This window comes from Coprococcus sp. AF99-45 (assembly GCF_027663865.1).
GTDB classification, from domain to species: Bacteria; Bacillota; Clostridia; order Lachnospirales; family Lachnospiraceae; genus Allocoprococcus; species Allocoprococcus comes.
The window spans coordinates 227331-254311 of sequence record NZ_JAQDGZ010000002.1 but is presented as its reverse complement, the minus strand read 5'-3'; the positions used below and the strand labels follow the sequence as shown (position 1 = coordinate 254311).

The 26981-nt window shown below is 41.2% G+C and carries 24 protein-coding genes and 1 pseudogene; 24 read left to right on the top strand and 1 reads right to left on the bottom strand.

The window, feature by feature from the left end; translation table 11 throughout:
• Positions 1 to 13: 13 nt before the first annotated feature.
• The 13 genes and pseudogenes from PGR14_RS02875 to PGR14_RS16200 all read left to right on the top strand — a co-directional run.
• The gene (locus tag PGR14_RS02875) at positions 14 to 1567 is read left to right on the top strand and encodes a UDP-N-acetylmuramoyl-L-alanyl-D-glutamate--2,6-diaminopimelate ligase (protein WP_270222938.1); all 1554 of its coding nucleotides are present in this window, start codon (positions 14 to 16) and stop codon (positions 1565 to 1567) included.
• Entirely contained in the window at positions 1546 to 3774 is a 2229-nt protein-coding gene (gene priA / locus PGR14_RS02870; RefSeq protein WP_270222937.1) for a replication restart helicase PriA, read from the top strand. The genes PGR14_RS02875 and priA overlap by 22 nt, the downstream gene beginning before the upstream one ends.
• A 24-nt stretch (positions 3775 to 3798) precedes the next feature.
• Positions 3799 to 4269, top strand: a complete 471-nt coding sequence (def, locus tag PGR14_RS02865; RefSeq protein WP_008370813.1) for a peptide deformylase — start codon at positions 3799 to 3801, stop codon at positions 4267 to 4269.
• 25 nt (positions 4270 to 4294) lie between these two features.
• Positions 4295 to 5233: a methionyl-tRNA formyltransferase gene (fmt, locus tag PGR14_RS02860; protein ID WP_270222936.1), complete on the top strand. Its 939-nt coding sequence runs from the start codon at positions 4295 to 4297 to the stop codon at positions 5231 to 5233.
• A 337-nt stretch (positions 5234 to 5570) separates the two neighbouring features.
• A complete protein-coding gene (locus PGR14_RS02855; RefSeq protein WP_008372155.1) occupies positions 5571 to 6281 on the top strand; it encodes a zinc metallopeptidase in 711 nt (236 codons plus the stop codon).
• Positions 6268 to 7572 (top strand): 16S rRNA (cytosine(967)-C(5))-methyltransferase RsmB, encoded by a 1305-nt coding sequence (gene rsmB, locus PGR14_RS02850; protein WP_270222935.1) that lies wholly within the window; start codon positions 6268 to 6270, stop codon positions 7570 to 7572. The genes PGR14_RS02855 and rsmB overlap by 14 nt, the downstream gene beginning before the upstream one ends.
• Positions 7572 to 8609 carry a 23S rRNA (adenine(2503)-C(2))-methyltransferase RlmN gene (gene rlmN, locus PGR14_RS02845; protein WP_055157425.1) on the top strand — a complete coding sequence of 346 codons (1038 nt, stop codon included), beginning with the start codon at positions 7572 to 7574 and terminating at the stop codon, positions 8607 to 8609. Before rsmB ends, rlmN begins: the two co-directional genes overlap by 1 nt.
• 3 nt (positions 8610 to 8612) lie before the next feature.
• Entirely contained in the window at positions 8613 to 9356 is a 744-nt protein-coding gene (locus PGR14_RS02840) for a Stp1/IreP family PP2C-type Ser/Thr phosphatase (RefSeq protein ID WP_022220921.1), read from the top strand.
• Complete coding sequence (pknB, locus tag PGR14_RS02835) at positions 9350 to 11452, top strand: Stk1 family PASTA domain-containing Ser/Thr kinase (protein WP_195488512.1); 2103 nt, start codon at positions 9350 to 9352, stop codon at positions 11450 to 11452. Before PGR14_RS02840 ends, pknB begins: the two co-directional genes overlap by 7 nt.
• A gap of 12 nt (positions 11453 to 11464) precedes the next feature.
• Positions 11465 to 12352 (top strand): ribosome small subunit-dependent GTPase A, encoded by an 888-nt coding sequence (gene rsgA / locus PGR14_RS02830; RefSeq protein ID WP_008372146.1) that lies wholly within the window; start codon positions 11465 to 11467, stop codon positions 12350 to 12352.
• A 6-nt stretch (positions 12353 to 12358) separates the two neighbouring features.
• Positions 12359 to 13021 (top strand): ribulose-phosphate 3-epimerase, encoded by a 663-nt coding sequence (gene rpe, locus PGR14_RS02825; RefSeq protein ID WP_118198806.1) that lies wholly within the window; start codon positions 12359 to 12361, stop codon positions 13019 to 13021.
• Positions 13014 to 13664, top strand: a complete 651-nt coding sequence (locus PGR14_RS02820; RefSeq protein WP_008372144.1) for a thiamine diphosphokinase — start codon at positions 13014 to 13016, stop codon at positions 13662 to 13664. Before rpe ends, PGR14_RS02820 begins: the two co-directional genes overlap by 8 nt.
• Positions 13665 to 13823: 159 nt before the next feature.
• A pseudogene (locus PGR14_RS16200) lies at positions 13824 to 13937 on the top strand (DUF4186 family protein); the annotation flags it as partial.
• Positions 13938 to 13948: 11 nt separating this feature from the next.
• On the opposite strand, the gene PGR14_RS02810 reads toward PGR14_RS16200, so the two are convergent.
• Entirely contained in the window at positions 13949 to 14812 is an 864-nt protein-coding gene (locus PGR14_RS02810; protein WP_270222934.1) for an AraC family transcriptional regulator, read from the bottom strand.
• 201 nt (positions 14813 to 15013) lie between these two features.
• Between PGR14_RS02810 and PGR14_RS02805 the strand changes: the two genes are divergently transcribed.
• The 11 genes from PGR14_RS02805 (at position 15014) to PGR14_RS02755 (ending at position 26978) form a co-directional block, all read left to right on the top strand.
• Positions 15014 to 18052, top strand: a complete 3039-nt coding sequence (locus PGR14_RS02805) for a glycoside hydrolase family 2 TIM barrel-domain containing protein (RefSeq protein ID WP_270222933.1) — start codon at positions 15014 to 15016, stop codon at positions 18050 to 18052.
• Positions 18053 to 18221: 169 nt separating this feature from the next.
• Positions 18222 to 19619, top strand: coding sequence for an MFS transporter (locus PGR14_RS02800; RefSeq protein WP_055157439.1), 1398 nt, complete (start codon positions 18222 to 18224; stop codon positions 19617 to 19619).
• A 351-nt stretch (positions 19620 to 19970) separates the two neighbouring features.
• Entirely contained in the window at positions 19971 to 20771 is an 801-nt protein-coding gene (locus tag PGR14_RS02795) for a helix-turn-helix transcriptional regulator (RefSeq protein WP_055246364.1), read from the top strand.
• Between the two features lie 627 nt (positions 20772 to 21398).
• On the top strand, positions 21399 to 22310 hold the full coding sequence (locus PGR14_RS02790) for an ABC transporter ATP-binding protein (protein WP_195368418.1): 912 nt from the start codon (positions 21399 to 21401) through the stop codon (positions 22308 to 22310).
• On the top strand, positions 22310 to 23212 hold the full coding sequence (locus tag PGR14_RS02785) for an ABC transporter permease (protein ID WP_270222932.1): 903 nt from the start codon (positions 22310 to 22312) through the stop codon (positions 23210 to 23212). Before PGR14_RS02790 ends, PGR14_RS02785 begins: the two co-directional genes overlap by 1 nt.
• A gap of 76 nt (positions 23213 to 23288) precedes the next feature.
• Positions 23289 to 23618 (top strand): hypothetical protein, encoded by a 330-nt coding sequence (locus tag PGR14_RS02780; RefSeq protein WP_270222931.1) that lies wholly within the window; start codon positions 23289 to 23291, stop codon positions 23616 to 23618.
• Between the two features lie 9 nt (positions 23619 to 23627).
• Positions 23628 to 24242 (top strand): TetR/AcrR family transcriptional regulator, encoded by a 615-nt coding sequence (locus tag PGR14_RS02775; RefSeq protein ID WP_173685410.1) that lies wholly within the window; start codon positions 23628 to 23630, stop codon positions 24240 to 24242.
• Positions 24243 to 24297: 55 nt separating this feature from the next.
• Positions 24298 to 24681 carry a VOC family protein gene (locus PGR14_RS02770; RefSeq protein WP_008372125.1) on the top strand — a complete coding sequence of 128 codons (384 nt, stop codon included), beginning with the start codon at positions 24298 to 24300 and terminating at the stop codon, positions 24679 to 24681.
• Positions 24682 to 24714: 33 nt separating this feature from the next.
• On the top strand, positions 24715 to 25044 hold the full coding sequence (locus PGR14_RS02765) for a TfoX/Sxy family protein (RefSeq protein WP_270222930.1): 330 nt from the start codon (positions 24715 to 24717) through the stop codon (positions 25042 to 25044).
• Between the two features lie 358 nt (positions 25045 to 25402).
• On the top strand, positions 25403 to 26056 hold the full coding sequence (locus PGR14_RS02760) for a response regulator transcription factor (protein WP_270222929.1): 654 nt from the start codon (positions 25403 to 25405) through the stop codon (positions 26054 to 26056).
• A gap of 1 nt (position 26057) precedes the next feature.
• Entirely contained in the window at positions 26058 to 26978 is a 921-nt protein-coding gene (locus PGR14_RS02755) for a sensor histidine kinase (RefSeq protein WP_243273504.1), read from the top strand.
• Positions 26979 to 26981: the final 3 nt, after the last annotated feature.

Below are 26981 nucleotides of genomic sequence, written 5' to 3'. Positions count from 1 at the left end.
AAAGAGGAGCCTTATGAAGCTTTCGGTTCTGTTTAAAAGGATTCAGCATGCGGTGATCCAAATGCCGGAATTAGAAGAAGAGATGGAAATCCGGGGGATTACCTGTAATTCCCAAAAGGCAGAAGAAGACAGTCTGTTTGTCTGCATTCAGGGAAGCCGGGCAGATGGACATGATTATATAGAAGAAGCCTGCAACCTTGGGGCATCCTGCATTCTGATAGAAAAACTGGTATCTGGGGGAAGGATGCTGAAGTTCCCGGAAAATGTTGCCGTCGTTCTGGTAAAAGATACACGGGAAGCTCTTGCCGGGATCAGCAGGATCTGGTTTGGAAGTCCTGCTGATAAGTTGAAAGTGATTGGCGTGACCGGCACAAAGGGGAAAAGTACGGTGGCAGTGATGATCCGGGAGATGCTGGAAAGTCTTGGTCAAAAATGCGGACTGATCGGTACGATCGGCCACCATCTTGGAAATGAAGTGGTAACTTCGCAAAATACGACCCCGGATGCCTTTACCATTCAGTCGTATTTTGCTAAAATGGTAGAAGCAGGTTGCCACTATGCGGTGATGGAGGTATCTTCACAGGGAATAAAGCAGCATCGGATCGATGGAATCTGGTTTGAAATTGCGGTATTCACTAATTTCGGGGAGGATCACATCGGACCAGGCGAGCATGCAAGTCTTGGGGAATACCGATATTACAAATCATGTCTTTTTGAACAGTGCAGGATTGGAATAGGGAATCTGGATGATGCACAGTGCAGCTATATGTTCCAGAGAAAATGTTGCACGAAATACGGATTTACCTGTCGGGAAGAAGGGCAGGAAAGAGGATTTAGAAACAGTCATGTACTGACGGCAGAAAAAATCAGTTTTCTGATGGAAGGTGGAGAACTTAAAACGGTATTTTATGCAGATGATAGAAAATATGAGCTTGCCCTTCCTGGAAAATTTAATGTGTACAATGCACTGGCTGCTTTACAGACGGTGAGCTGTCTTGGATTTGAAAGAGAAGAAGCAGGAGACGTGTTAAAGCATCTGGTGGTAAGAGGCAGGATGGAACGGGTAGATGCAGGAGAACATATCCTGTGTTACATTGATTACGCGCATAATGCCATGAGTCTTGCAAAAGTGCTTAAAATGCTGAGAATTTACGAACCAGAACGTATTTTACTGGTGTTTGGATGTGGAGGCAACCGTGCCGGACGCAGAAGAGGCGGGATGGGAAGAGTGGCAGGAGAGCTTGCGAATCTGACGATCATCACTTCAGATAATCCGAGATGGGAAGAGCCGGCGAAGATTATGGCAGACGTTGAAGAAGGCATCAAAGAAACTTCCGGAGCCTATCGGATGATCCAGGATCGGGAAGAGGCAGTACTCTTTGCGGTGGAAATGGCAAGACAAGGGGATATCCTTCTGATTGCGGGAAAGGGACATGAAAATTACCAGGAGATCCAGGGAGTCAGGTATCCGATGGATGACCGGGAACTGGTGCGAAAAGCCGTCAGGCTTGCTGCACAAAAGAGACAGAAAAAGGAACAGACAGAATGTACGCAGACATTATTATAGATATTACACATGAAAAACTGGATAAAGTATTTCAGTACCGTGTACCGGAAGAACTGGAAGGAGATTTACGAACCGGTGCAGGCGTCATTGTGCCGTTTGGACGGGGTAACCGGGAAACGAAGGGGTATATTGTCGGTTTTTCGGAAACATGTGATTATGATGCGGAAAAAATAAAGGATATTCTGCGCACAGATACATCAAGTGTAGCGATTGAGGCAAGGCTGGTTGCACTTGCAGCGTGGATGAAAGAATATTATGGAGGTACGATGATCCAGGCATTGAAAACGGTGCTTCCAATCAAGCGTACCGAGCAGCAGAAGGAACAGCGGATTTTAAAAAGATGTATTTCCAGAGAAGCAGGCGAAAAGAAGCTGGAAGAATATCTTCACAAGAACCAGAAAGCGCGGGCAAGATTGATGGCAGCACTTTTGGATGATGAAGAGGTAGAATATTCTCTGATCAGCCAGAAGTTGAATATCACGCTGACGGTGGTGAGAGCGCTTGAAGAGCAGGGGGTTCTGGAAATCAAAAATCATAAGATTTACCGTAATCCTGTGAAAGAAAAAGAGCAGCAGCAGCATTTTATTACCTACACGGAGGAGCAGGAAAGTGCAATCCGGACGTTTGAAAACGATTATAAAAAAGGGATCCGAAAGACCTATCTTTTATACGGTGTGACCGGAAGCGGCAAGACAGAGGTCTATATGGAAATGATCCGGCAGGTGGTAAAGGAAAAGCGGCAGGCAATCGTACTGATTCCGGAGATCGCATTGACTTACCAGACGGTGATGCGCTTTTACAGGACATTTGGGGAACGCGTTTCCATCATGAATTCCAGACTTTCAGCGGGAGAGCGGTATGACCAGATGATGCGGGCGAAAAAAGGAGAGATTGATGTGATGATCGGTCCAAGATCTGCGCTTTTTACCCCGTTTCCGAGTCTTGGGCTGATCGTGATCGATGAGGAACATGAGGCAGCTTATAAAAGTGAACAGGTTCCCCGGTATCATGCGCGGGAGACGGCAATCGAACGTGCAAGCCTGGAAGGGGCAAGTGTGGTACTGGGATCGGCAACCCCTTCCATGGAAGCATTTTACCGGTGCGAGCTGGGAGAGTATACGTTGCTGGAATTAAAGAGGCGGACTGCAAAAGCAGAGCTTCCGGAGGTCTACACGGTGGATATGCGTGAAGAACTGCAAAAAGGGAACCGTTCTATTTTAAGTGACAGGCTCCATGAGCTGATGGAAGAACGTCTGAAAAAGAAAGAACAGATCATTTTGTTTCTGAATCGAAGAGGGTATGCCGGATTCCTTTCTTGCAGGTCCTGCGGATATGTAGTAAAATGTCCTCATTGTGATGTTTCACTGGCAGCGCACAATAATGGGAAAATGGTGTGCCACTACTGTGGCTACGAAGAAACGGTTGCAAAAAAATGCCCGTCCTGCGGCTCCCCTCATATCGGGGGGTTCCGCGCAGGAACACAGCAGATTGAAGAACTGGTAAAAAAGGAATTTCCGCAGGCAAGGGTACTTCGGATGGATCTGGATACTACAAGATCCAAAGAAGGACATGAAAAGATTCTATCTGCATTTGCAAATGAAGAGGCAGATATTCTTGTCGGAACGCAGATGATCGTAAAAGGACATGATTTTCCAAATGTGACCCTGGTTGGCGTGCTTGCTGCGGATATGTCCTTATACTCGGATGATTTCCGGTCAGCAGAGAGGACATTCGAGCTTCTGACGCAGGCTGCGGGAAGGGCCGGAAGAGGGGCAAAAAAAGGAGAGGTCGTGATTCAGACCTACAGCCCGGAGCATTATAGTATCCAGACGGCAGCACGTCAGGATTATCAGGCATTTTATACAGAAGAGATGAATTACAGGGAACTGATGGGGTATCCGCCGGCAGAGCATCTGATGGCGGTACTGGTAGCCTGTGAGGATGAAGCACTTCTGGAAAAAGGAATGCACTATCTCAAATTATATGCAATGCGGATCACGAAGAACCGCAAGGTACAGGTGATCGGTCCGGCAGCTCCGGCAGTCGGAAAGGTCAAGGATGTGTACCGGAAAGTTTTGTATCTGAAGCAGGAATCCTATGAGATCCTGATTGAAATGAAAGATAAAATGGAACAATATATTGAATTGAACCGGGGATTTGCAAAGATGCGGATTCAGTTTGATTTTGATCCGATGAGTGGATTTTAAAAGAAAAGGCAGGAGGAAGAACAAATGGCAATTAGAAAAATCAGAGAAATAGGCGATGAAGTACTGACAAAGGTGTGTAAGGAAGTAACAAAGATGACACCAAGAACAACAGAACTGATCGATGATATGTTAGAGACCATGTACGAGGCAATGGGGGTAGGTCTTGCTGCACCACAGGTTGGAATTCTCAAAAGAATCGTTGTCATCGATATCGGAGAAGGTCCGGTTGTCATGATCAACCCACGCATCGTAGAGAGCAGCGGAGAACAGACCGGGGAAGAAGGATGCCTTAGTGTACCAGGTAAATCCGGTATTGTTACCCGTCCGAATTATGTAAAAGCAGTAGCACTTGATGAAGATATGAAAGAATACGAGATCGAAGGCGAAGGACTGATGGCAAGAGCAATCTGTCACGAACTGGAGCATCTGGACGGTCATCTTTATGTAGAAAAAGTAGAAGGCGAACTTCACAGCACAGAATACGAAGAAGCCTAGGCTGGAAGCGGGAGGTTAAGATAAGATGAAGATAATATTTATGGGAACTCCTGATTTCTCAGTCGGAACACTGGAAGCACTGGTAGAAGCAGGACATGAAGTAGTGCTCGCTGTCACACAGCCGGACAAGCCAAAGGGCAGAGGCAAAGAAATGCAGTTCACTCCGGTAAAAGAATGTGCACTTGCACATAATATTCCGGTCTATCAGCCAAAGAAGATCCGGGAACCTGAATGTATCGAAGAACTGAAAAAATATCAGGCAGATGTCTGCGTAGTCGTGGCATTTGGACAGATCCTTCCAAAAGAGATTCTGGAAATGACACCGTACGGATGTATCAATGTCCATGCATCCCTTCTGCCGAAATACCGCGGTGCTGCACCGATCCAATGGGCGGTCATCAATGGAGAAAAAGTATCCGGTGTCACAACGATGCAGATGGATGAAGGACTTGACACGGGTGATATGCTGGAAAAAGTAGAAATCACATTAGATAAAAAAGAAACAGGAGGAAGCCTTTTCGATAAACTTTCCGCAAAAGGAGCCACACTCTGCGTCCGTACCCTTGCAGAACTGGAAAAAGGAACCATTACTCCACAAAAACAGGGCGAAAGCACCACCGAATACGCAAAAATGCTCAACAAAAAATCCGGTGAGATCGACTGGACGAAAACAGCAGTAGAAATCGAACGCCTGATCCGCGGCTTAAATCCATGGCCAAGTGCCTACACCCAGTGGGAAGGCAAAACGATGAAAATCTGGGAAGCAGAAGTAGAGGATGTTGTAGAAACCATAGATACTCATGAGCCCGGAACGATCACAGAAGTCACAAAACACGGCTTTAAAGTTCAGACCGGTGAAGGCAGACTAGCCATCAAGTCCCTCCAGATCCCAGGCAAAAAACGCATGGAAGCCGATGCCTTCCTACGCGGATACCACATAGAAACAGGAGAAAAATTAGGTTAGAATTTAATTTTAAAATTTGAGTTTTGCTAATATAACAAATATTTTATGACCTAACATATCTGGCGAAAAAAAACGCAAAGCGTTTTTCGCGCCCTTTGGCGCATTTGTCCCATCGTGCACCGCACGATAGGACAAACAGCCGACACTCATTGAAAAATGTAGCCCGGAAGCGAAATATATTCGCTAAGCAGGTCATCGAAAACGCCGGCACTTAGCAAGACCGAGCGTAAGCGAAGGTCGCGCTTAGTACCGCTGCGTTTCCGGACTAAGCGCGAGCGGGCCTGCGTGCGAATATATTTCGCTTCCGGGCGGACCCTTATTCAACAAGGAGGCAAACATGTACTACCCATATTATTTTGATCCAACTTATTTCCTTGTCATCATCGGCGTCATCATCTGCGCCCTTGCATCCGCCAAAGTGAATTCCACTTACGCCAGGTACGATCAGGTTCGCAACCACGCCGGGATCACCGGTGCGATGGCTGCGGAGCAGATCCTCAGGATGGAAGGGATTTATGATGTACAGGTGATGAGAGTAAGTGGAAAACTGACCGATCATTACGATCCGGCGAACCATGTACTGCGGCTTTCAGATTCCACCTACGGTTCGACATCGGTTGCGGCACTTGGAGTTGCAGCACATGAATGTGGACACGCGATCCAGCATGCAAGGCATTATGTACCGCTGACAATACGCGGAGCACTTGTTCCGGTGGCGAATTTTGGATCCGGGATTTCATGGCCGCTGATCATAATGGGATTATTTATCAGAGGAGAAATGTCTACATTGTTTATCAATCTTGGGATCCTGATGTTTTCATTGGCAGTGCTGTTCCAGATCATCACGCTTCCGGTAGAGTTTAATGCATCGGGAAGAGCACTTAAAATCCTGAAAAATTCAGGCATGCTATATGAATCAGAAGTACGTGAGGCAAGAAGTGTTCTTACAGCGGCAGCGCTTACCTATGTGGCGAGTGCAGCATCTGCACTTCTGCAGCTTTTAAGAATACTGATCCTGACAGGAGGAAGAAGAAATGACGACGAATAACCAGGGAGTAGGTACAAGAGAACTTGCACTGATGATTCTGCTGGAAATCGAGCGTGGAGAGAAAAGTCATATCGTGCTCAGACAGGTGCTGGAAAAATATCAGTATCTGTCCAAGCAGGACCGTGCATTTCTGACCAGGCTTGCAGAAGGGACAACAGAGCGGAGGATAGAACTGGACTATATTATCAACCAGTTTTCAAAAGTAAAGACAGAAAAAATGAAACCGGTGATCCGCAATATCCTGCGCTGTGCGGTCTATCAGATCAAATACATGGATCAGGTTCCGGATTCGGCAGCATGCAATGAAGCAGTCAACCTTGCTATCCGGAAAGGCTTTAAGAACCTGCGGGGATTTGTAAATGGGGTACTCAGAAATATCGCGCGAAACATTGATAAGATTGCGTATCCGGAGAATACAGAAGAATTTCTCTCAATAAAGTATTCCATGCCACAATGGATCATCCGTATGTGGGTGAGAGATTATGGAGAAGAGAAGACGAAATACATCCTGGAAGGTTTTTATAAAGAACGTGCAACAACAATCCGGATCAATGGAAATGCAACCACCAAAGAAGAGCTGATCAGAGAGCTGACAGGAGAAGGCATTCAGGTAAAAGAACATCCGCTTCTTGCGTCTGCGCTTCTGATCTCAGGCTATGATTATCTGGCAGCAATCCCGGCGTTCCGGGAAGGAAAATTCCAGGTACAGGATGCAGCTTCGATCATGGTAGCGGAACAGGCAGGAATCAAAGAAGGAGATTACATACTGGATGTGTGCGCGGCACCGGGAGGAAAAGCGCTCCATGCGGCACAGATCCTGAATGGGACAGGTATGGTAGAAGCAAGGGATCTGACAGAGATGAAGGTAGAGCTGATTCGGGAAAATATTTCACGGATGGGATTTGAAAATATCCGTGCAGTGCAGCAGGATGCAACCTGCTTCGATGCGGACTCTGAGGAAAAAGCAGATGTTCTGATCGCGGATCTTCCGTGTTCCGGCCTTGGTGTTCTTGCGAAGAAGACCGATCTGAAGTATAAGATGAACCCGGAGACGGAGACTGAAGTTGCAGCACTTCAGAGAGAGATCCTGGATGCGGTTTGCCGATATGTGAAGCCGGAGGGAACACTGATGTACAGCACCTGTACGATCAGCAGGACAGAGAACGAGGAAAACGCCGGATGGTTTTCCGAAAAACATCCGGAATTTGACCTGGAATGGGAGAAACAGATTTTCCCGTCTGATATAACCGATGGTTTCTATATTGCTAAATTTATCCGGAGGGGCAGATAATGGAAAAAAAAGATATCGCTTCGTATTCATTTGAAGAGTTACAGGAAGAAATGCTGGCGATTGGAGAAAAAGGATTCCGCAGTCGACAGATTTATTCCTGGATCCATGAAAAGCTGGTGGATGATTTTGAAGAAATGACCAATCTTCCAAAAACTTTACGCCAGAAACTGGAAGCAGCATATGAAATACGAAGAGTCGAAATGGAAAAAAGACAGATTTCAAAGATTGACGGGACCAATAAATTCCTGTTTTGTCTGAAAGACGGGAATATGGTAGAAAGTGTTCTGATGAAATATAAACATGGCAATTCGGTATGCATATCCTCGCAGGTTGGCTGCCGGATGGGATGCCGTTTTTGTGCATCAACACTGGACGGGCTGGAACGAAACCTGACACCGTCAGAGATGTTAAGACAGGTTTACCAGATCCAGAAGATCACTGGCGAGAGAGTTTCTAATATTGTGATCATGGGAACCGGAGAACCGCTGGATAATTATGACAATTTTCTGAAATTCATTCACATGGTCAGTGATGAGCACGGACTCAATATCAGCCAGAGAAATATCACGGCGTCTACCTGTGGAATTGTACCGAACATCCGGAGACTTGCAGAAGAAAAGCTGCAGATCACGCTGGCACTTTCCCTGCACGGTTCCAACCAGGAAAAGAGAAGATCGCTGATGCCGGTGGCAAATAAATACGAGCTTCATGAGGTTCTGGAAGCGTGTGATTATTACTTTGAAAAAACCGGACGGAGGATCACCTTTGAGTACAGCCTGGTTCACGGCGTAAACGATACACCGGAGGATGCAAAAGAGCTGATGGGAATCTTAAAAGACAGAAACTGCCATTTAAACCTGATTCCGGTGAACCCGATCAAGGAGAGAAACTACGAAAAACCGGACAAAAAAAGTGCCGAGAATTTCAAAAATAAACTTGAAAAAAACGGGATAAATGTTACTATAAGAAGAGAAATGGGCTCAGATATAGACGGAGCCTGTGGACAGTTACGGCGCAAGACGATGCAAGGAGTATAAAATATGAAAATATTTTCTATGACAGATGTTGGAAGAAAACGTGAAATGAACCAGGATTACGTGTTTGCCACAGATGAGTCATTAGGTACGCTGCCGAATCTTCTGGTAGTAGCCGATGGAATGGGTGGACACAAGGCAGGCGATTTTGCGTCAAAATATACGGTGGAAGTTCTGAAAGAAGAACTGAAGCATACATTAAAGGATGGGCCGGAAGAGATTTTAAAAGATGCGGCTCAGACAGCGAACCACAAGCTGATCGAGAAAGCAGATGAAGACATTAATCTGGAGGGGATGGGAACCACTCTGGTTGCGGCAACTGTGATCGATCATACACTTTATTTTATAAATGTAGGTGACAGCCGTCTGTATCTTCTGAATAAGGATATCAGGCAGCTTTCCAGAGACCATTCCCTGGTAGAAGAGATGGTTCGTCTGGGAGGAATCAATGAGGAAGAGGCAAGACATCATCCAGATAAGAATATCATTACCAGAGCAATTGGAGTAAAAGAGGATGTAGAGGTGGATTTTTATGAATTCAGCCTCAAAAAGGGAGATATCATCCTGATGTGTTCCGATGGACTCAGTAATATGATAGAGGATGAAGAAATTTTTGCGATAGTTAAAGGGGCAAGAGATATCGTAGAAGCCGGTCAGAATCTGATTGACCGGGCGAATGAGAACGGGGGCAATGACAATATCAGTGTTGTTCTTGCAGAACCGTTTTCTGATGAGGTGAGTATATGGTAAAAGACGGGATTTATTTAAGTGGCCGTTATCAGGTTCTGAGCAAGATCGGAGCCGGTGGAATGGCGGATGTATATAAGGCGAAGGACTGTATGCTGAACAGATATGTCGCAGTGAAAGTCCTGAAAAAAGAATACAGGGAAGATGAAAACTTTGTAAAGAAATTCCGGTCAGAAGCACAGGCAGCAGCAGGGCTTCTGAACCCGAATATTGTCAATGTATATGATGTAGGGGAGGATCGAGGACTCTATTATATGGTCATGGAGCTGGTAGAAGGAATCACTCTGAAAGAATATGTGCATAAAAAAGGAAAGCTTTCTTCCAAGGAAGCGATCAGTATTGCAATTCAGATGTGTACCGGTATTGAGGCAGCTCACAATCATCACATCATACACAGAGATATCAAACCGCAGAATATTATCATTTCCAAAGAAGGAAAGGTAAAGGTTACGGATTTTGGTATTGCAAAGGCGACAACATCGCAGACAGTCAGCACCAGTGCAATGGGATCGGTACACTATGTATCTCCGGAGCAGGCACGGGGTGGCTATTGTGATGAGAAGAGTGATATCTATTCTGCAGGTATCACCATGTATGAGATGGTGACCGGAAGGGTTCCTTTCGATGGCGATTCTACTGTTTCGGTTGCAATGAAGCATTTACAGGAGAATATTACCCCGCCTTCTGAGTATGCACCGGATTTATATCCGGCGCTGGAGAAGATTATTCTCAAGTGTACACAGAAGAGCGCGGAAAGACGTTACCAGAGTGCCGGAGAACTGATCCAGGATCTGAAGAGGGCGTTGGTCGATCCGAGTGGCGAATTTGTAGATATGGTTCCGATCCGGAGTATGGGAGATACGGTGATGATCTCGCCGGAGCGGATGGCACGTATGAAAAAGCGTCAGGGCGATGGTTATGATGACGAAGAGTATGATGATGGCTATGACGATGAAGAATATGACGAAAATGATGACTATGATGAGGATGACGAAGAGGATAATTATAACGGGGGCAGACGCGGTAACAGTAAAAATGGCGTAGATCCGAAGATGAACAAGATGATGAAGATCCTCATGGTTGCAGTTGCAGTGATCGTTGCATTTGCGCTGATTTTCCTGATCGGCAAAGCAGCAGGTGTGTTCGGTAAGCGTTCAGACAGTCAGATTTCAGTTTCCAATGAGATTGAAGTGCCAAATCTGGTCGGACAGCCGCAGAATGTTGCAGAGACGATGTGCGAAAAGAAGCAGCTGAAGCTGGAAGTAGAATCCGAGAAAGCATCAGATAAGGCAGCAGGTACGATTATTGAGCAGAAGACAAAAGCAGGAAAGAAAGTCAAGAAAAATACGGTGATCAAGGTTGTAATAAGTTCAGGACCGGAAAAGATCATGATCCAGAGTGTAGAGGGAATGAATGAAGATGCAGCCAAGAAAGCACTGATCAAACAGGGCTTTACGAGCAAGAACATTACTGTTACCAGTGAATACAGCAGTGATGTTGAAAGTGGAAAAGCAACAAGGACTGATCCGGCAGAGGGAACAGAGGTATCTGCTGACTCTAAAATCACACTGTATATCAGTAAAGGTGAAAAACAGCCGGATAAGGTGTCAGTTCCGCCAATTGTGGGAATGTATGTAAATGATGCGGTATCTACACTGAGTGCAAGCAGACTGTCCGATGGCGGAACGAGCAGTGAAGAATATTCAGATGATTATGCAGAAGGTATGATTATCCGTCAGAGCACAGATGCCGGAACGAAGGTGGCTGAAGGAACAAGTGTGAGTTATGTTGTCAGCAAAGGACCAAAGCCTGCAGATCAGGTGAAGGTACCAACTCTGACAGGAAAGACACTTGGAGATGCGATTTCAGCACTGAATGCCAGAAATCTGACTTATACAGAAGTTGATATTGACAGTGCAGAACCATCTGGAAAAGTTGTAAAAGTTGATCCGGGAGAAGGTACATCGGTAGATGTAGGAACTGCGATCACACTGTATGTAAGCAATGGCTCACAGGCAAGCAGTGGATCCGACAGTAACAATTCGGGTAGCAATAATTCCGGTAACAACTCAAATAACGGCAACAATACAGGAAATTAAAAGGACTGTTTTATGCAGGGAAGAATTATAAAAGGGATTGCAGGATTCTACTACGTTTATGACGTAGTAGAATCTGTCATTTATGAATGTAAAGCAAAAGGAATTTTCCGTAAGGAGAAGATTAAACCACTGGTCGGAGATCTGGTAGAATATGAGATCTTAGATGCAGAAGAGAAGACCGGTAATATCATCCGGATCCTTCCAAGGAAGAATGAACTGATCAGACCGGCAGTGGCAAATATTGATCAGGCACTGGTTGTATTTGCAGTGAAGAAGCCGGATCCGCATTTTAATCTGCTGGATAGGTTTCTGGTTATGATGGAGCGGCAGGAGATTCCGGTTATTATCTGTTTCAACAAGAAGGATATTGCAGATGAGCCGGAAATCGAGTCTCTGGAGAAGACTTATGAGGCTTGTGGGTACCGTGTGATCTTTGCAAGTGCCAGAGAAGGAGAAAATATTCTGGAGATTAAAGAGGCACTAAAAGGAAAGACAACAACTGTTGCCGGACCTTCAGGAGTTGGAAAATCCTCTCTGATCAACTGTCTTCAGGAAAATGTCAATATGGAGACCGGAAGTATCAGCAGAAAGATCGAGCGGGGAAAACATACTACCCGCCATTCAGAACTGATCCCGATCGACGAGGATTCCTATATCATGGATACACCGGGATTTTCGTCACTGTATACCAATGATTTTGGCAAGGAAGAATTGAAATATTATTTTCCGGAGTTTGATCAGTATCAGGGAGGCTGCAGGTTTCAGGGGTGTAATCACATCAGTGAACCGGGGTGTCTGGTAAAAGAGGCTCTGGAAGAGGGAAAAGTGCATCCGGTGCGGTATGAAGATTATTGTGAGATGTATCGGGAACTGGAACAGAAGGAAAAAAGGAGGTACTAAACTAAAATGGAATATAAATTATCACCATCTATTTTATCGGCAGATTTTTGTAATCTGGAAGAAGGTATCCGCCAGACAGAGGAAAATGGAGCGGTATATTTACATTTTGATGTGATGGATGGCGTGTTTGTACCGAGTATTTCTTTTGGAATGCCTGTGCTTGCATCAATCAAACCGGCGGTAAAGCAGGTGATAGATACGCATCTGATGATTACGGAACCAATCCGTTATGTGGAAGCATTTGCAGAGGCAGGAGCGGATATTCTTACTGTACATTATGAAGCATGCAAGGATATACGTGCGACTCTGGACAAGATCAAAGCGTGTGGCATGAAGACAGGACTGGCAATTTCACCGGATACACCGGTGGAGGTCCTGAAGGAATTCCTTGGTGAAGTGGATATGTTCCTTGTGATGACAGTCCATCCGGGATTTGGCGGACAAAAGCTGATTTCTGAGATGCTGGATAAGGTCAGAACACTTAGGGCAATGCTGAATGAACGTGGACTTGAGACTGATGTCCAGGTTGACGGAGGAATTTATGCATTCAATGTGAAAGAAGCACTGGATGCGGGAGCAAATGTGATTGTTGCGGGATCAGCTGTATTCAAAGGGAATGCAGGAGAAAACACAAGAGAATTGATGGAGATTTTAAAGAATTATGAGTAAGACAGTCATTATCAGTGGGGGAATGCTTGACGAGGGATTTGCAGAGAAGGTTCTTGAAGCAAATCCGGAGGCTTATATTATCGCAGTAGATAAGGGGCTTGAGTATCTGTATAACCATAAGATTGAGCCTCAGTATATTGTTGGGGATTTTGACAGTATTGATCCAAAGGTGATTGATTACTATCGCAAGGAGACGAATATTCCGATCCGGGAATATAATCCGGTTAAGGATGCGACGGATACAGAGATTGCTCTTCGGCTGGGAATTACATTGGGAAGCAAAGAGATGATCCTTCTTGGGGCAACCGGTGGAAGAATCGATCATTTGTGGGCGAATGTCCAGACACTTAGTGTGGCATGTGATGCCGGAGTAAATGCCTGCATTCTGGATGAGAAAAATAAAATCTGGGTAACGAATAAATCCTGTGTGCTGAAAAAGTCAGAAGCATACGGACCATATCTTTCTGTATTTTCTTTGGAAGGTGAGATTTATGATTTCAGTTTGGAGGGTACGAAATGGCCGCTCAATCATCATGATCTGATGCCGTGCGACAGTCTGACGGTGAGCAACCAGTTTGTGGATGATGAAGTGAAGATCAGTTTTGTAAATGGTCGGATTGTTATTATGGAAACGAAAGACTGATAAGAGATGTATAAGAAGAGAAAAGCCAGATATCATTCGAAAATGGTATCTGGTTTTTTTGTGTAAAAGGTACTAGGTGTCTGAGATGAGTACTTTTTTGATTATAAAGCCGGATTTTGAAAAAAATCACGAATCTGAAAAAGGGTTGGATACAATCCGGCAACATGCTGCAGGGAGTGCATCCGAAAGTGGCATAAAATGCAGTCGGGCAAGGAACTAAGTCAGGCGCTTATGGAGCGTCATCCTCTTTTGGAGGGGAAACTGGATTTATGATATTGTGGATTTTAGAACTTGTTTCTTATCTTTCGGTACTCTCTTGGGGAATATCCTTTCAGCTTGTGGAAAAGCCGGCTGAAATAAAGCTGATTATCATACCCGACGATTTTAGAAATTTCATTGATGGAATAGGTTGTTGTTTCAAGTAACATCTGGGCATTGTTAATTCGGATTCCCACAATAAACTGCATTGGTGTAGAACCTGTGTATTTTTTGAAGTTTCGGATAAACCAGCTGACACTCATTCCACGTGAGGCAGCATAATCATCTATGCTAATATTCTGGTTATAATTTTCACTGAAAAAGGTAACTGCGTTATCTATCTCGTGATCCAGGTATTCATTTTTCGAGATATGTTCCCTGGTCAGTTCCCGATGAAAGATGATAAGAAGATGACGGAGCAGAAGGACAAGCATTTCCTCATAATTATCTTGGCAACGCTGAAGCTCGATGATAATACGCTTGAAAATCTGTTCGTATTCCATAGAGGTTCCGACCTGAAATACACGCTCTTTATCCGGGAATCCATATTGCCGTAGGATATTTTTTACATTGTTGCCTGTAAAATGAATCCAGTATACTTCTGTCTTATCTTTTCCATAATATTCATATTTCTGAAGTTCCTTCGGTCTGTACAGTACAATATTACCGGCGGGGACAATCGTTTCGTTTTCCATATTGTCAAAATGAAAATGCCCACAACCAGCAGTGATATAGATAATCTGATAATCCAGGCGTCCCCTTGGACGGTAGGTTGGTAACTTTGGATGGCTGGAAAGGCGGTAAGTACCGCAACTTCCTACAACCAGTGGGCGACTTTTGTCTTTGAAATCCATATGGGAGTGGTTTAAATAACCGGTATTCATATACATATGGTAGCACCTCTTTTCCTTTTTTTGTTATTGTATCATTTAGTGCATATTTTGTCTAATCCAATTCATAGACATGTTTTGCAGATTAGGATAAGATATATATAGCAAAACAGAGAAGAGTAAACATAAAAGTAAAAGACAAGGTTTGCTGTGGAAAAACAAAGTGCAAAAAAATGTATATGTATTAAAGGAGAGTTATTTATGATTGTACCACGTTATTATGAGGATTTAAGCGTACTGCATGAAAATACAATGCCAGCCAGAGCCTATTTTATTCCGGCATCCAAAAGAATGGATAACCTGGTGGAGCACAGGGAAGAGTCAGACCGAATGCAGTTATTGAACGGAACTTGGAAGTTCCAGTATTTTAACAGTATCTATGATGTTCAGGAACCCTTCTTTGAGAAAGATTATGATACAGAAAATTTTGATGAGATTCAGGTTCCGAGTGTATGGCAGATGGCAGGATATGACACACATCAGTATACAAACATCAGGTATCCGTTCCCATTTGATCCACCGTATGTACCACAGGATATTCCATGTGGAACATATGCACATACCTTTGTTTATCACAAAGATGAAAATGCACCAAAAGCTTTCTTGAATTTTGAAGGAGTAGACAGTTGCTTTTATGTATGGATCAATGGCTCTTATGTAGGCTATAGCCAGGTTTCTCATATGACCAGTGAGTTTGATATCACCGACCTCCTTCGGGACGGAGAGAACAGCATAGCGGTTCTGGTCATGAAGTGGTGTGATGGTTCCTATTTGGAAGATCAGGACAAATTCCGTATGAGTGGTATTTTCCGGGATGTGTACATTTTGAAACGCCCAAAACAGGCAATCAGTGATTATCATATTAAAACAAGAATTGAGGATATGCTTGCGAAAGTAGAAATTGAAATGAAATTCTACTCTCCGTTAAATGTAAAAATTTCGATTGAAGATAGAAACGGAGCAGTTGTAGCACTAGGAAGTATTGCTGAAGAAGGAACAGCTGTATTAGAAATCGCAAGTCCGGAACTTTGGAATACAGAAAATCCATATCTATATAAACTGATTCTTGAAACAGAGAATGAAGTAATTGTAGATCACATTGCATTAAGAAAGATAGAGATTAAAGACCAGGTTATTTATTTAAATGGACAGAAGATTAAATTCCGTGGTGTCAATCGACATGATTCTGATCCGGTTACTGGATTTACAATCAATCCGGAACAGATTACAACCGATCTTACGTTAATGAAGCAGCATAATTTTAATGCGATCCGTTCCAGCCACTATCCGAACGCACCATTTTTCTATGAAATGTGTGACAAGTATGGATTCATGGTAATAGATGAAGCAGATATTGAAGCTCATGGTCCATTTATGATCTACAGAAAAGAAGACACCGATTACAATCGGTTCAAACGATGGAATGAGAAGATTGCAGATGATCCGGTATGGGAAGAGGCAATCGTTGATCGAGTAAAACTCATGGTGGAACGTGACAAAAACCGTTTCTGTATTGTTATGTGGTCAATGGGAAATGAGAGTGCTTATGGCTGCAACTTTGAAAAAGCACTGGAATGGACAAAGAATTTTGATCCAGACCGTATCACACAATATGAGAGTGCAAGATATCGTAATTATGATGAAACATATGATTACAGCAATCTGGATGTGTACAGCCGGATGTACCCGGCGTTTTCCGAAATTCAGGAATATCTGGATAAAGATGGAAGCAAACCCTTTCTTTTGGTAGAGTACTGTCACAGTATGGGAAACGGACCTGGAGATTTTGAAGATTACTTCCAGATGATTCAGGATAATGATAAAATGTGTGGCGGTTTTGTCTGGGAATGGTGTGACCATGCGATTGCTCATGGAACTGCTGAGAATGGAAAGACTATATATGCTTATGGGGGCGACCATGGCGAAGAAATTCATGATGGCAACTTCTGTATGGATGGATTAGTATATCCGGACAGAACGGTACATACAGGACTTTTGGAATACAAGAATGTTTATCGCCCGGCAAGGGTTATTTCCTATGACAAAGAAAGCGGAGAACTGGTGCTTCATAACTACATGGATTTTGATAATCTGAAAGATTATGTGAAAATCAGCTATGAATTGACACAGGATGGACTTTTGATTGGGAAAGGAAAACTTGCTGAAGTATCTGTGGTACCACATAGTGAAGGAAAAACAAACCTGCAGGTCAACGTTCCGGAAAATGGAAAATGTTATTTAAAACTCACTTACCACCTGAAAAAAGAAATACCTCTGCTGGAAGAGGATTATATCCTTGGATTTGATGAGATCGAAGTAAGCCAGAAGGATGCCAAATGCCAGTTAGCAGAAAAATGGGTTGAAAAAACAGTGACGGATTCTGAATTACAGGTGAGTGAAGATGATACCCAGATTCATATCAAAGGCCGTGAATTCGCATATACAATCGACCGACGGACTGCACTTTTTACAGAGATGAAATTTGCAGGTCGGGAATATCTGAACCACCCGATGGAATTAAATATCTGGAGGGCACCAACAGATAATGATATGTACATCAAGTCTGAATGGAAGAAAGCCCATTATGATAAAGCTTATACAAGAGCTTACACGACAGAGGTCGTGCAGGGAAAGCATGGTGTGAAAATTACAAGCCATGCATCCGTTGTGGCAGAGACAGTACAGAAGATTCTTGATGTGACGATCACATGGAAAATAGAAGCTGCTGGAAAGATTGATGCAGATATTGCAGTAACAAAAGATGATGAATTTCCGGACCTGCCAAGATTTGGTGTGAGGATGTTCCTGGATAAAAAACTTTCAGCTGCACGATACTTTGGAATGGGACCACAGGAAAGCTATTGTGACAAACATCAGGCTGCGAGCCACGGCTTGTATCAGGCAAATGTAGATGATTTGCATGAGGATTATATTCGCCCACAGGAAAATGGAAGCCATTATGATTGTGAATATGTAGAGCTTAACAACAGCCGATATGGAATTGTGGTCTCTGCGGAAAATGCCTTCTCATTCAATGCTTCTTATTATACGCAGGAAGAACTTGAGGAGAAAACGCATAATTATGAACTGACAGAATCAGATAGTGTAGTATTTTGTGTTGACTATGCACTAAATGGCATTGGTTCTAACAGTTGTGGTCCAGTTGTATTGGAGCAGTACCGATTTGATGATGTATTATTCCGGTTCCAGTTTACACTGATACCGTATATAAAGGGATAATAAAGTTTCATGTAACCTGTAAACAAGGAAAGAGAGTCTGATTGTTATGTAAAGTCCGGATATACAGAGCAATCAGACAAAAACAGAGAAAAAACTAGAATTAGACATCATACTCTGTTAGACATCTTGAAATTCTAAGTGCGATGAAGATGAGGAGCAAAGAAATTCGATGGAAGAAAAAAAGTATTTGAAATGGTATAACAAAATTGGATATGGATCAGGCGATATTGCAGGTAATGTAGTCTATGCGTTCCTGACATCTTTTATGATGGTCTATTTGACGGACTCAGTAGGACTTGCTGCAGGTGTCGTAGGTACCCTGATTGCCGTATCAAAACTATTTGATGGTTTTACGGATATATTTTTTGGATCAATGATTGACAAAACACACAGTAAAATGGGAAAAGCGAAACCCTGGATGCTATATGGATATATTGGTTGTGCCATTACGCTGGTCTGCTGTTTTGCAGTACCAGTCAGCTTGGGAACAACGGCTAAATATGCATGGTTCTTTATCTCTTACACACTGTTAAATGGTGTGTTTTATACAGCAAACAATATTGCTTATTCAGCACTTACGTCACTGATTACAAAGAACAGCAAAGAGCGTGTGCAGATGGGATCTTACCGTTTTATTTTTGCGTTTTCAACAAGTCTTCTGATTCAGGCAATTACAGTTGGATTTGTAGATAAATGTGGTGGAGATGCTGCAGCATGGAGAACGGTTGCTATTATCTATGCAATCATTGGTCTGGTCGTAAATACGATTTCAGCACTTTCTGTTAAGGAACTTCCGGAGGAAGAACTTAATGAAGGAGAAGTAAAGAATGATAATGAAAAGTATGGAATGGTACAGGCATTCAAGCTTCTTGTCAAAAACAAATATTACATGATGATTTGTGGAACATATATTTTACAGCAGTTATATGGTGCCATGATTGGAGCTGGCATTTATTACATGACATGGGTACTGAAAAATAAGAATTTGTTTGGACAATTTGCATGGGCAGTAAATATTCCACTGATCATTGCCCTGATTTTCACACCGACATTAGTTGGTAAGTGGAAAGGTATGTATAAACTGAACTTAAGAGGTTATGTCTTAGCAGTCATCGGTAGAGCACTTGTTGTTGTTGCAGGATATATGGGCAGTGTTCCGCTGATGATGGCATTTACAGCTCTTGCAGCCTTAGGTCAGGGACCATGGCAGGGAGATATGAATGCAGTTATCGCATCCTGCTCTGAGTACACTTATCTTACACAGGGAAAGAGAATTGACGGAACGATGTACTCTTGTACTTCTCTTGGCGTAAAAATCGGTGGAGGTATTGGAACCGCTGTTGTTGGATGGCTGCTTGAGTTCAGTGGATATATCGGAACAAATGCAACTCAGCCGCAGTCTGCACTTGATATGATGCAGTTTATGTATCTTTGGCTTCCGTTAATCTTTGATGTATTGATTATGTTTGTACTTTCAAGAATGAATGTAGAAGATGCAAATAAAAAACTGAAAGCAGAAAAAGGAATTGCTACAGATGAAGTAACAGATGCATCAGACATAAATTAGAATTGACAGGAGAAAGCGTTGTCTGGTCGTTGCTCGATGAGACAGTGCTTTTTTCTATATATAAAGTGATTGAACTGTATTTTGAAAATAAAAAAGAACCACTTCATTTTTGTGAAATGGCCTTAAGAAAATATTCAGTTTTCACAAAATAGTCCTTTTAGTATTTATGCATGGTAAGGATGCTCAAAATATTCAGTGTAGAATACTAAAAGGTCATTCAGATATTTTTTTAGGTTGCTCATTTGCAATTCCTCCTTTCCTTATTTACAAGTTGATTATAAGATAGGTGTAAAAGGATTGCTTGCCAAATCGAAAGAAGATATAGACAAATGTTGCAAAGGGGAGTATTTCATGCAGTTAAAATATGTTGACACAAAAGAGGAGATCATAGCAATAAATAGGAAGTCAAAACATATTGAACCTCATCTTCATAATGCACTGGAGATCGTTTGTGTAACAAGTGGAGTATTAGAACTTGGTGTCGGACAGGAACTATACCATATGGAAAAAGGAGATATAGGCTTTGTATTTCCAGATGTTATTCATCACTATCAGGTACTGACACCCGGTGTAAATAAAGCGACTTATCTGATTGCATCGCCATTTACGATAGCCAAATTTGCAGATATCATGCAATCCATGGCCCCTGAATACCCAATCATCAAAGCGGAAAAGGTTGAACCGGAGGTATATAGGGTTATAAATGCAATTTTAGAGACAGAACAGTCGGATATTACTGTTGCACAGGCATATCTTCAAATTGTGTTGGCACGCTGCATAGGAAAATTAAATTTGGTAGAAAAGAGTAATGTGGGGAGCAACGATCTTATTTACCAGACAGTTTCCTATATATCAGCAAATTTTAAGAAGAAATTTTCGCTGGAAGAGATGGCAAAAGATCTGGGGGTGAGCAAATATGTTTTATCCAGACTCTTTTCCAAAACATTCCATAGAAATTTTAATCAATATCTTAACGATGTAAGGCTGAACTATGCATGCCAGCGTTTGGAAAATACGAGTGATTCTATTACAAACATTTGTCTGGATAGTGGATTTGAAAGTCAGAGAACATTTAACCGAGTATTTAAAGAAAGATATAAAATATCACCGAGTGACTACCGGAGTACATGTCTGAAAGATATGTTGTCATAACATATAGATTAATAAATTCAATAAAAATCTGATTATCAGTCTGAAATAAGTATCTCTAGGTGCTATTTATAATATGGGGTAGTGGTTAATTATTATGTCATATGCTTCTAAATGTAATGTTTTGAGGGGAGACATGAGCAATAGGAGAAGTGGTATTTGCATCAATGGGTCCAACAAAAAGAATTAAACAATAAGAATGACCAAAGTGTTGTAATCATCATACTGGTTGCAACACTTTTTTTTCGACATTTTTTGAGAATTGTGGGATATCACATATCCGGTCACCGCCATGCTCCGATTTGATTTCTATACCAAAAATCAGATCGGATGAAAGATAATGGCTTATAACAAAACAAGTGAAGAACGAAAACGGCAAGCGAAAAAATTATATTTTTTATTCATATGATCCGATGATTTATGTTTCGGATGTTCATCCGATAGAAGATTATAAAAAGATTGACAAGTTACCAATTGGTTACTACAATATAAGTAACCGATTGGTAACTGCTAAGGGGCATGGACAATTTTTGCATTCATATTACTTTTTAATATATGGATTTTATTTTAAAAGATAAATCCAACATATGTTGCAGCATTTAAGGAAAAATGAAAATATAAGGAGAAGATATGGAATCAGATATCATTAAAATCAGCCACCTGAATAAAAGCTTTGGCGAAGTAAAAGCGGTAAATGATTTGAGCTTTCGTGTGAAAAAAGGAGAATTGTTTGCATTTCTAGGAGTAAACGGTGCAGGGAAAAGTACAACCATTTCTATTCTTTGTGGACTGCTGAAAAAAGACAGTGGAACGGTTCAGGTAAACGGAATAGAAACTGACAAAGCCGGCGCACAGACAAAAAGGATGCTTGGTGTTGTATTTCAGGATAGCGTACTTGATAAACCACTTACGGTGAAAGAGAACCTAATGAGCAGAGCTGCTTTGTACGGCATTACAGGGAATGCCTTTGATAAGAGATTACAGGAGCTGGTCGAGATTTTGGATTTTGACGAGTTTTTAAACAGACCTGTAGGTAAGCTGTCGGGAGGTCAGAGAAGGAGGATTGATATTGCCCGTGCATTATTGCACAGACCGGAAATTTTGATTCTTGACGAGCCTACAACAGGGCTTGATCCACAGACAAGGCAATTAATCTGGAATGTTATCGAGAAGCTTCAGAAAAATGAAAATATGACAGTATTTCTAACCACCCATTATATGGAAGAGGCTGCTAATGCCGGGTATGTTGTGATTCTCGACAAAGGAAGTATCGCAGCGGAAGGTACACCGTTTGAACTTAAAAATGATTATGTACAGGATATAGTGTCTGTTTACGGTATTTCCGAAGATGAAATAAAGTCATTGAACAGAGAATATAAAAAAATACGTGACGGATATCAGATAAAAGTAAGAAATACGAAGGAAGCTACGGAGCTTATTGTAGAACATCAGGACCTATTCAGGGATTATGAAGTAGTAAAAGGCGGAATGGATGATGTATTTCTTGCAGTCACAGGGAAAAAGCTAGGAGGTGAGCATTGATGAGAACAGTATTGGCATTAATGAACAGGAACAGGAAACTGTTTTTTAAAGATAAAGGGATGTTGTTTACATCAATGATCACACCAGTTATTCTGATTGTTCTGTATGCTACGTTTCTTGCAAAGGTTTTCAGAGATTCTTTTACAGCAGCGATTCCGGATATGATCACGATTTCGGATAAGCTCATTAATGGAACCGTGGCAGCACAACTGACAGCATCACTTATGGCAGTGAGCTGTATCACTGTAACATTTTGTGTGAATCTGACTATGGTGCAGGACAAGGCAAATGGAACATGGAAGGATTTTAATGTTTCGCCTGTCAGCAAGGTAAAAATATATTTGGGATATTTTCTGTCAACAGTAGCTAATTCATTGATGGTTAATACACTTGCGTTTGTATTATGTCTGGGATATCTGCTTAAAATGGGATGGTATCTGTATGCAGTAGATGTATTATGGGTTTTATTTGATATGATATTGCTCGTCCTGTTTGGAAGTACGCTTTCAAGTATCATTAGCTTTCCGTTGACAACACAGGGACAGCTTTCGGCTGTAGGTACAATTGTCAGCGCAGGATATGGTTTTATATGTGGTGCTTATATGCCGATTTCAAATTTTGGATCAGGTCTTCAGAAGGCACTGTCTTATCTTCCGAGTACATATGCCACTTCATTGATTAAGAATCATATGCTTCACGGAGTATTCATGGAGATGGAGAGAAAACATTATCCGGATGAAATGGTTGAAGCGATAAGAGCCACTCTTGATTGCAATCCGGTATTTCATGGGAATGTAGTAGGTGTAAATCAGATGATCGGTATTATGATGGGAAGTATAGCTGTATTCGGAATTATTTATTATTTTGTTACATTGCTGCCAGATGGTGAAGGCGGACGATAGAAAATATTATTTTCGGCAGATAGACAAAGCCTTTTTCATTTCACCAATCGTTGATATGGAAAAGGTGATTCTTGACATGATGAGATGGGCGGATATAACGGAAGAAAAGTTACGTGAAAAACAGTTGATAACTACAGGATTTGGAGAAACATTGTCCTGGGAATATTTGTGTTATGTGCGTAATCATCTGGTCAATTGGTCGGTTCCGATTTGTATATTATATGGAGATAAAGATAATCTGACATCACAGGAGACTATCCATAAGTTTGCCAATGATGTCGAGGCAGAACTAACAATAATGCAAAACGGTATGTTATTTTTTCAAGATACAGGGAGAAAGAAAACACTAATTTATAATTTACTTGACAAGTTACCAAAAGGTAACTTGATAACAGATTTAAATTAGGAGATAGACATGGAAAGCAAAGAAAAGAACACAAAGGAAAAAATATTGGAAGAAGCTTTGAAGTTATTTGCACAGAGTGGATATATGGGAACATCCATGAATGATATTGCTTCAAAACTTGGAGTAACCAAGGCTGCATTGTATAAGCATTATAAAAGCAAGCAGGAGATATTGGACAGTATTATTGAAAAAATGAATGAATTGGATATTGAGAGAGTAAAGCAGTATGAAATGCCGGAGGGTGATCTGGAAAAGGTTACAGCCGAGTATAAAGAAACGGCATTTGATAAGATTAAGCAGTTCACAAAGGTACAGTTTCTTCATTGGACGGAGGAAGAATTTTCAAGCTGTTTTCGTAAGATGTTGACATTGGAACAGTACAGGGAGCCACAGATGGCACAGCTATATCAGAATTATCTTGCAAGCGGACCATTAACTTATATGGAAGCTTTGTTTTCAGGAATGCTGGGCGATGAAGGAAAAGCCAGACAGACAGCACTTGATTTTTATGGACCTATTTTTTTGCTTTATAGCATATATGATGGAGCAGAAGACAAAAGTCAAGTGATAAAGTTACTGGAAGAGCATATGGATCATTTCTTACAGGAAATGCAGATAAGTTGAAAGGGTGAAGCAATTTGAACGATGAATCAGAGCATCAGGAATTGGAGTAATAATCATGAGAATTGAACATGTTGCACTTTATGTAAATGATTTGGAAAATACAAAAAAATTCTTTATGAAATATTTGGGAGCAAAATCAAATGCTGGATATCATAATCAGAAAACAGGCTTTTATTCGTATTTTCTCACATTTGAGGATGGTGCACGTATTGAAATAATGAATTTACCGGAAATGGCTGATTTACCGAAGAAAATAGTTCGTACTGGATATTCACATATAGCTTTTAGCGTAGGAAGTATAGAAATAGTGGATGCATTGACGGCAGAATTAAAAGCGGATGGTTATGAGGTTATCAGTGGACCACGGACTACGGGTGATGGATATTACGAAAGCTGCATTGTTGCGGTTGAAGATAATCAAATTGAGATTACAGTATAATTTGAAAATGCAGGTATTTGAAAGGACAAAAACATGGCCTCAAGCAAAGAATATTTACAATTTATATTAGAGCAGTTATCTGATTTAGAAGAAATTAATTATCGTGCAATGATGGGAGAATATATCATATATTATCGTGGCAGGATTGTCGGAGGCATATATGATGACAGGTTACTTGTGAAACCGACAAAATCTGTAGTTTCTTATATGGCAACTGCGATTTATGAATTACCGTATGAAGGGGCAAAGGAGATGCTGTTAGTAGAAGATGTTGACAGTAAGGAATATTTGGCTGGACTTTTTAAAGCAATGTATGACGAATTGCCGGTTCATAAATCAAACAACAAAATAAGGAAATTTTGATAAGGCATTCACCCGGAATGGGTGAGTGTTTTTGGTTTTCAGGTATTCAAATAACCGAAAAAAATCAGGTTATTGCTGAAGCGTATAGATTCATTAGTGGAGTAATACAATATATTAAGAAGCAAAATAATAATCCAAAACATAAAAGGTACTTGAAAATTTAGTAGAAAACATATTGACTTTGTGAATGAAATTGGGTAATATATGCACATAGAACAAAAACTTTCGAGGTTTTTATCAGAAATGGTGCTTGCACCAAGTCTGGGTTTGAAAAAAGTCCGTTACAATATGCAGAGGTGTTATGTATATTGTAATGGGCTTTTTTGGTATTATATTCTAGAAAAATCAGGAGGTGTGTATGGTAATAGGAATTATAGAAGATGACAATTTGTTGAGAAAAGCTTTGGATACATCTTTGAAAAATCAAGGTTATACAACGATTCTTGCTGGTTCAAGAAAAGAAGCAATTAAAAATATAGATAGATCTGTAGATTTGTTGATCGTAGATATTGGATTACCGGATGGAGATGGAATAAGTCTATATCAAGAACTTCAAAAAAATGGAAGAATCCCAGCAATTTTTTTAACTGCAAAAGATGATGAAAAAGATATGTTAAAAGCATTTGATATAGGAGCAGATGATTATGTGGTCAAACCATTTTCAATAAAAGTATTGTTAAAACGTATAGAAGTTGTTTTAAAGAGAAAATCGAATGAAAATACTTTTATGTGCGGACAGGTTAGCTTGTATTCTGATAGAAAACAGGTTTTTGTTGGAGAGATGGAAATATTTTTGACAGTCAAAGAGTATCAGCTTTTGGAATATTTTATCATGAACCAGAATCAGGTTCTTACAAAAGAGATGATAATGGAAAATATATGGGGAATCGATAGTGAATTCATTGATCCCAACACAATTAGCGTTATGATCAGCAGATTGAAAAAGAAATTGAATGATTCATCGAATGTTATCAGTAATGTATTTGGAATGGGATATAGAATGGGAGAGTAGCATGGCTGTAGCAAGTTTTACAGTACTTTTAATAGGTTTCATACTCGGAGGAAGCACTGTATATTTAGTTGAAAATCATTTGAGAACAAATGAAATGAATAAAATATATAAATTGACGGAATCCTTAATAAACGGCAATGAATTAGATGGTTCTGATATAGGGAAAGAAACGATCTATTCTAAAACGACCAATCAATTAATCCGTTTACAGGAAATATTGGAAGGAAGAAGGAAAGAGGCTGAAAAAAGTAAATATGAGATACAGAAATTAATTTCTGAGATTGCGCATCAACTAAGGACACCGCTGGCGAATATAAAAAATTATACAGAATTGCTGCAAGAGTCATTAAATGAAACTCAAGAAACATTGAATACAGAATACATAAAAGACTTGCGAACAAGTGAAGAACAATTATGTTTTTTGGTGGAGAGCTTTATAAAAACTGCCCGATTAGAGCAGGGAATCATACAAGTTCACACTCAAAAAGAAAATCTTGTTGAAACGATTCTAAATGCGTTGGGGCAAATACAGAAAAAGGCAGAAGAGAAAGATATCTATTTTCAAGTAGAATTGCCAGAGAAAATCATTTGCGAACATGATAAAAACTGGATGTGTGAGGCCCTTTATAATGTGTTTGATAATGCAGTCAAATATAGCAAAAGCAACAGCACGATCAATATCACAATGAAACAAACCGAAATGTTTTATAAGATTCAGATAAGAGATTATGGAATCGGGATAAGAGATGGAGAAGAAAATAAAATTTTTCAAAGATTTTATCGAAGTGAGCAGGCAAGAGGGCAGGAAGGATGCGGAATTGGTTTATACCTTTCCAGAGAGATTGTCTTATTACAAAAAGGGATGATGAAAGCAAAACAAATGAAGCCAGGGCTGCTTATAGAAGTGAATCTTCCGGTATAGACA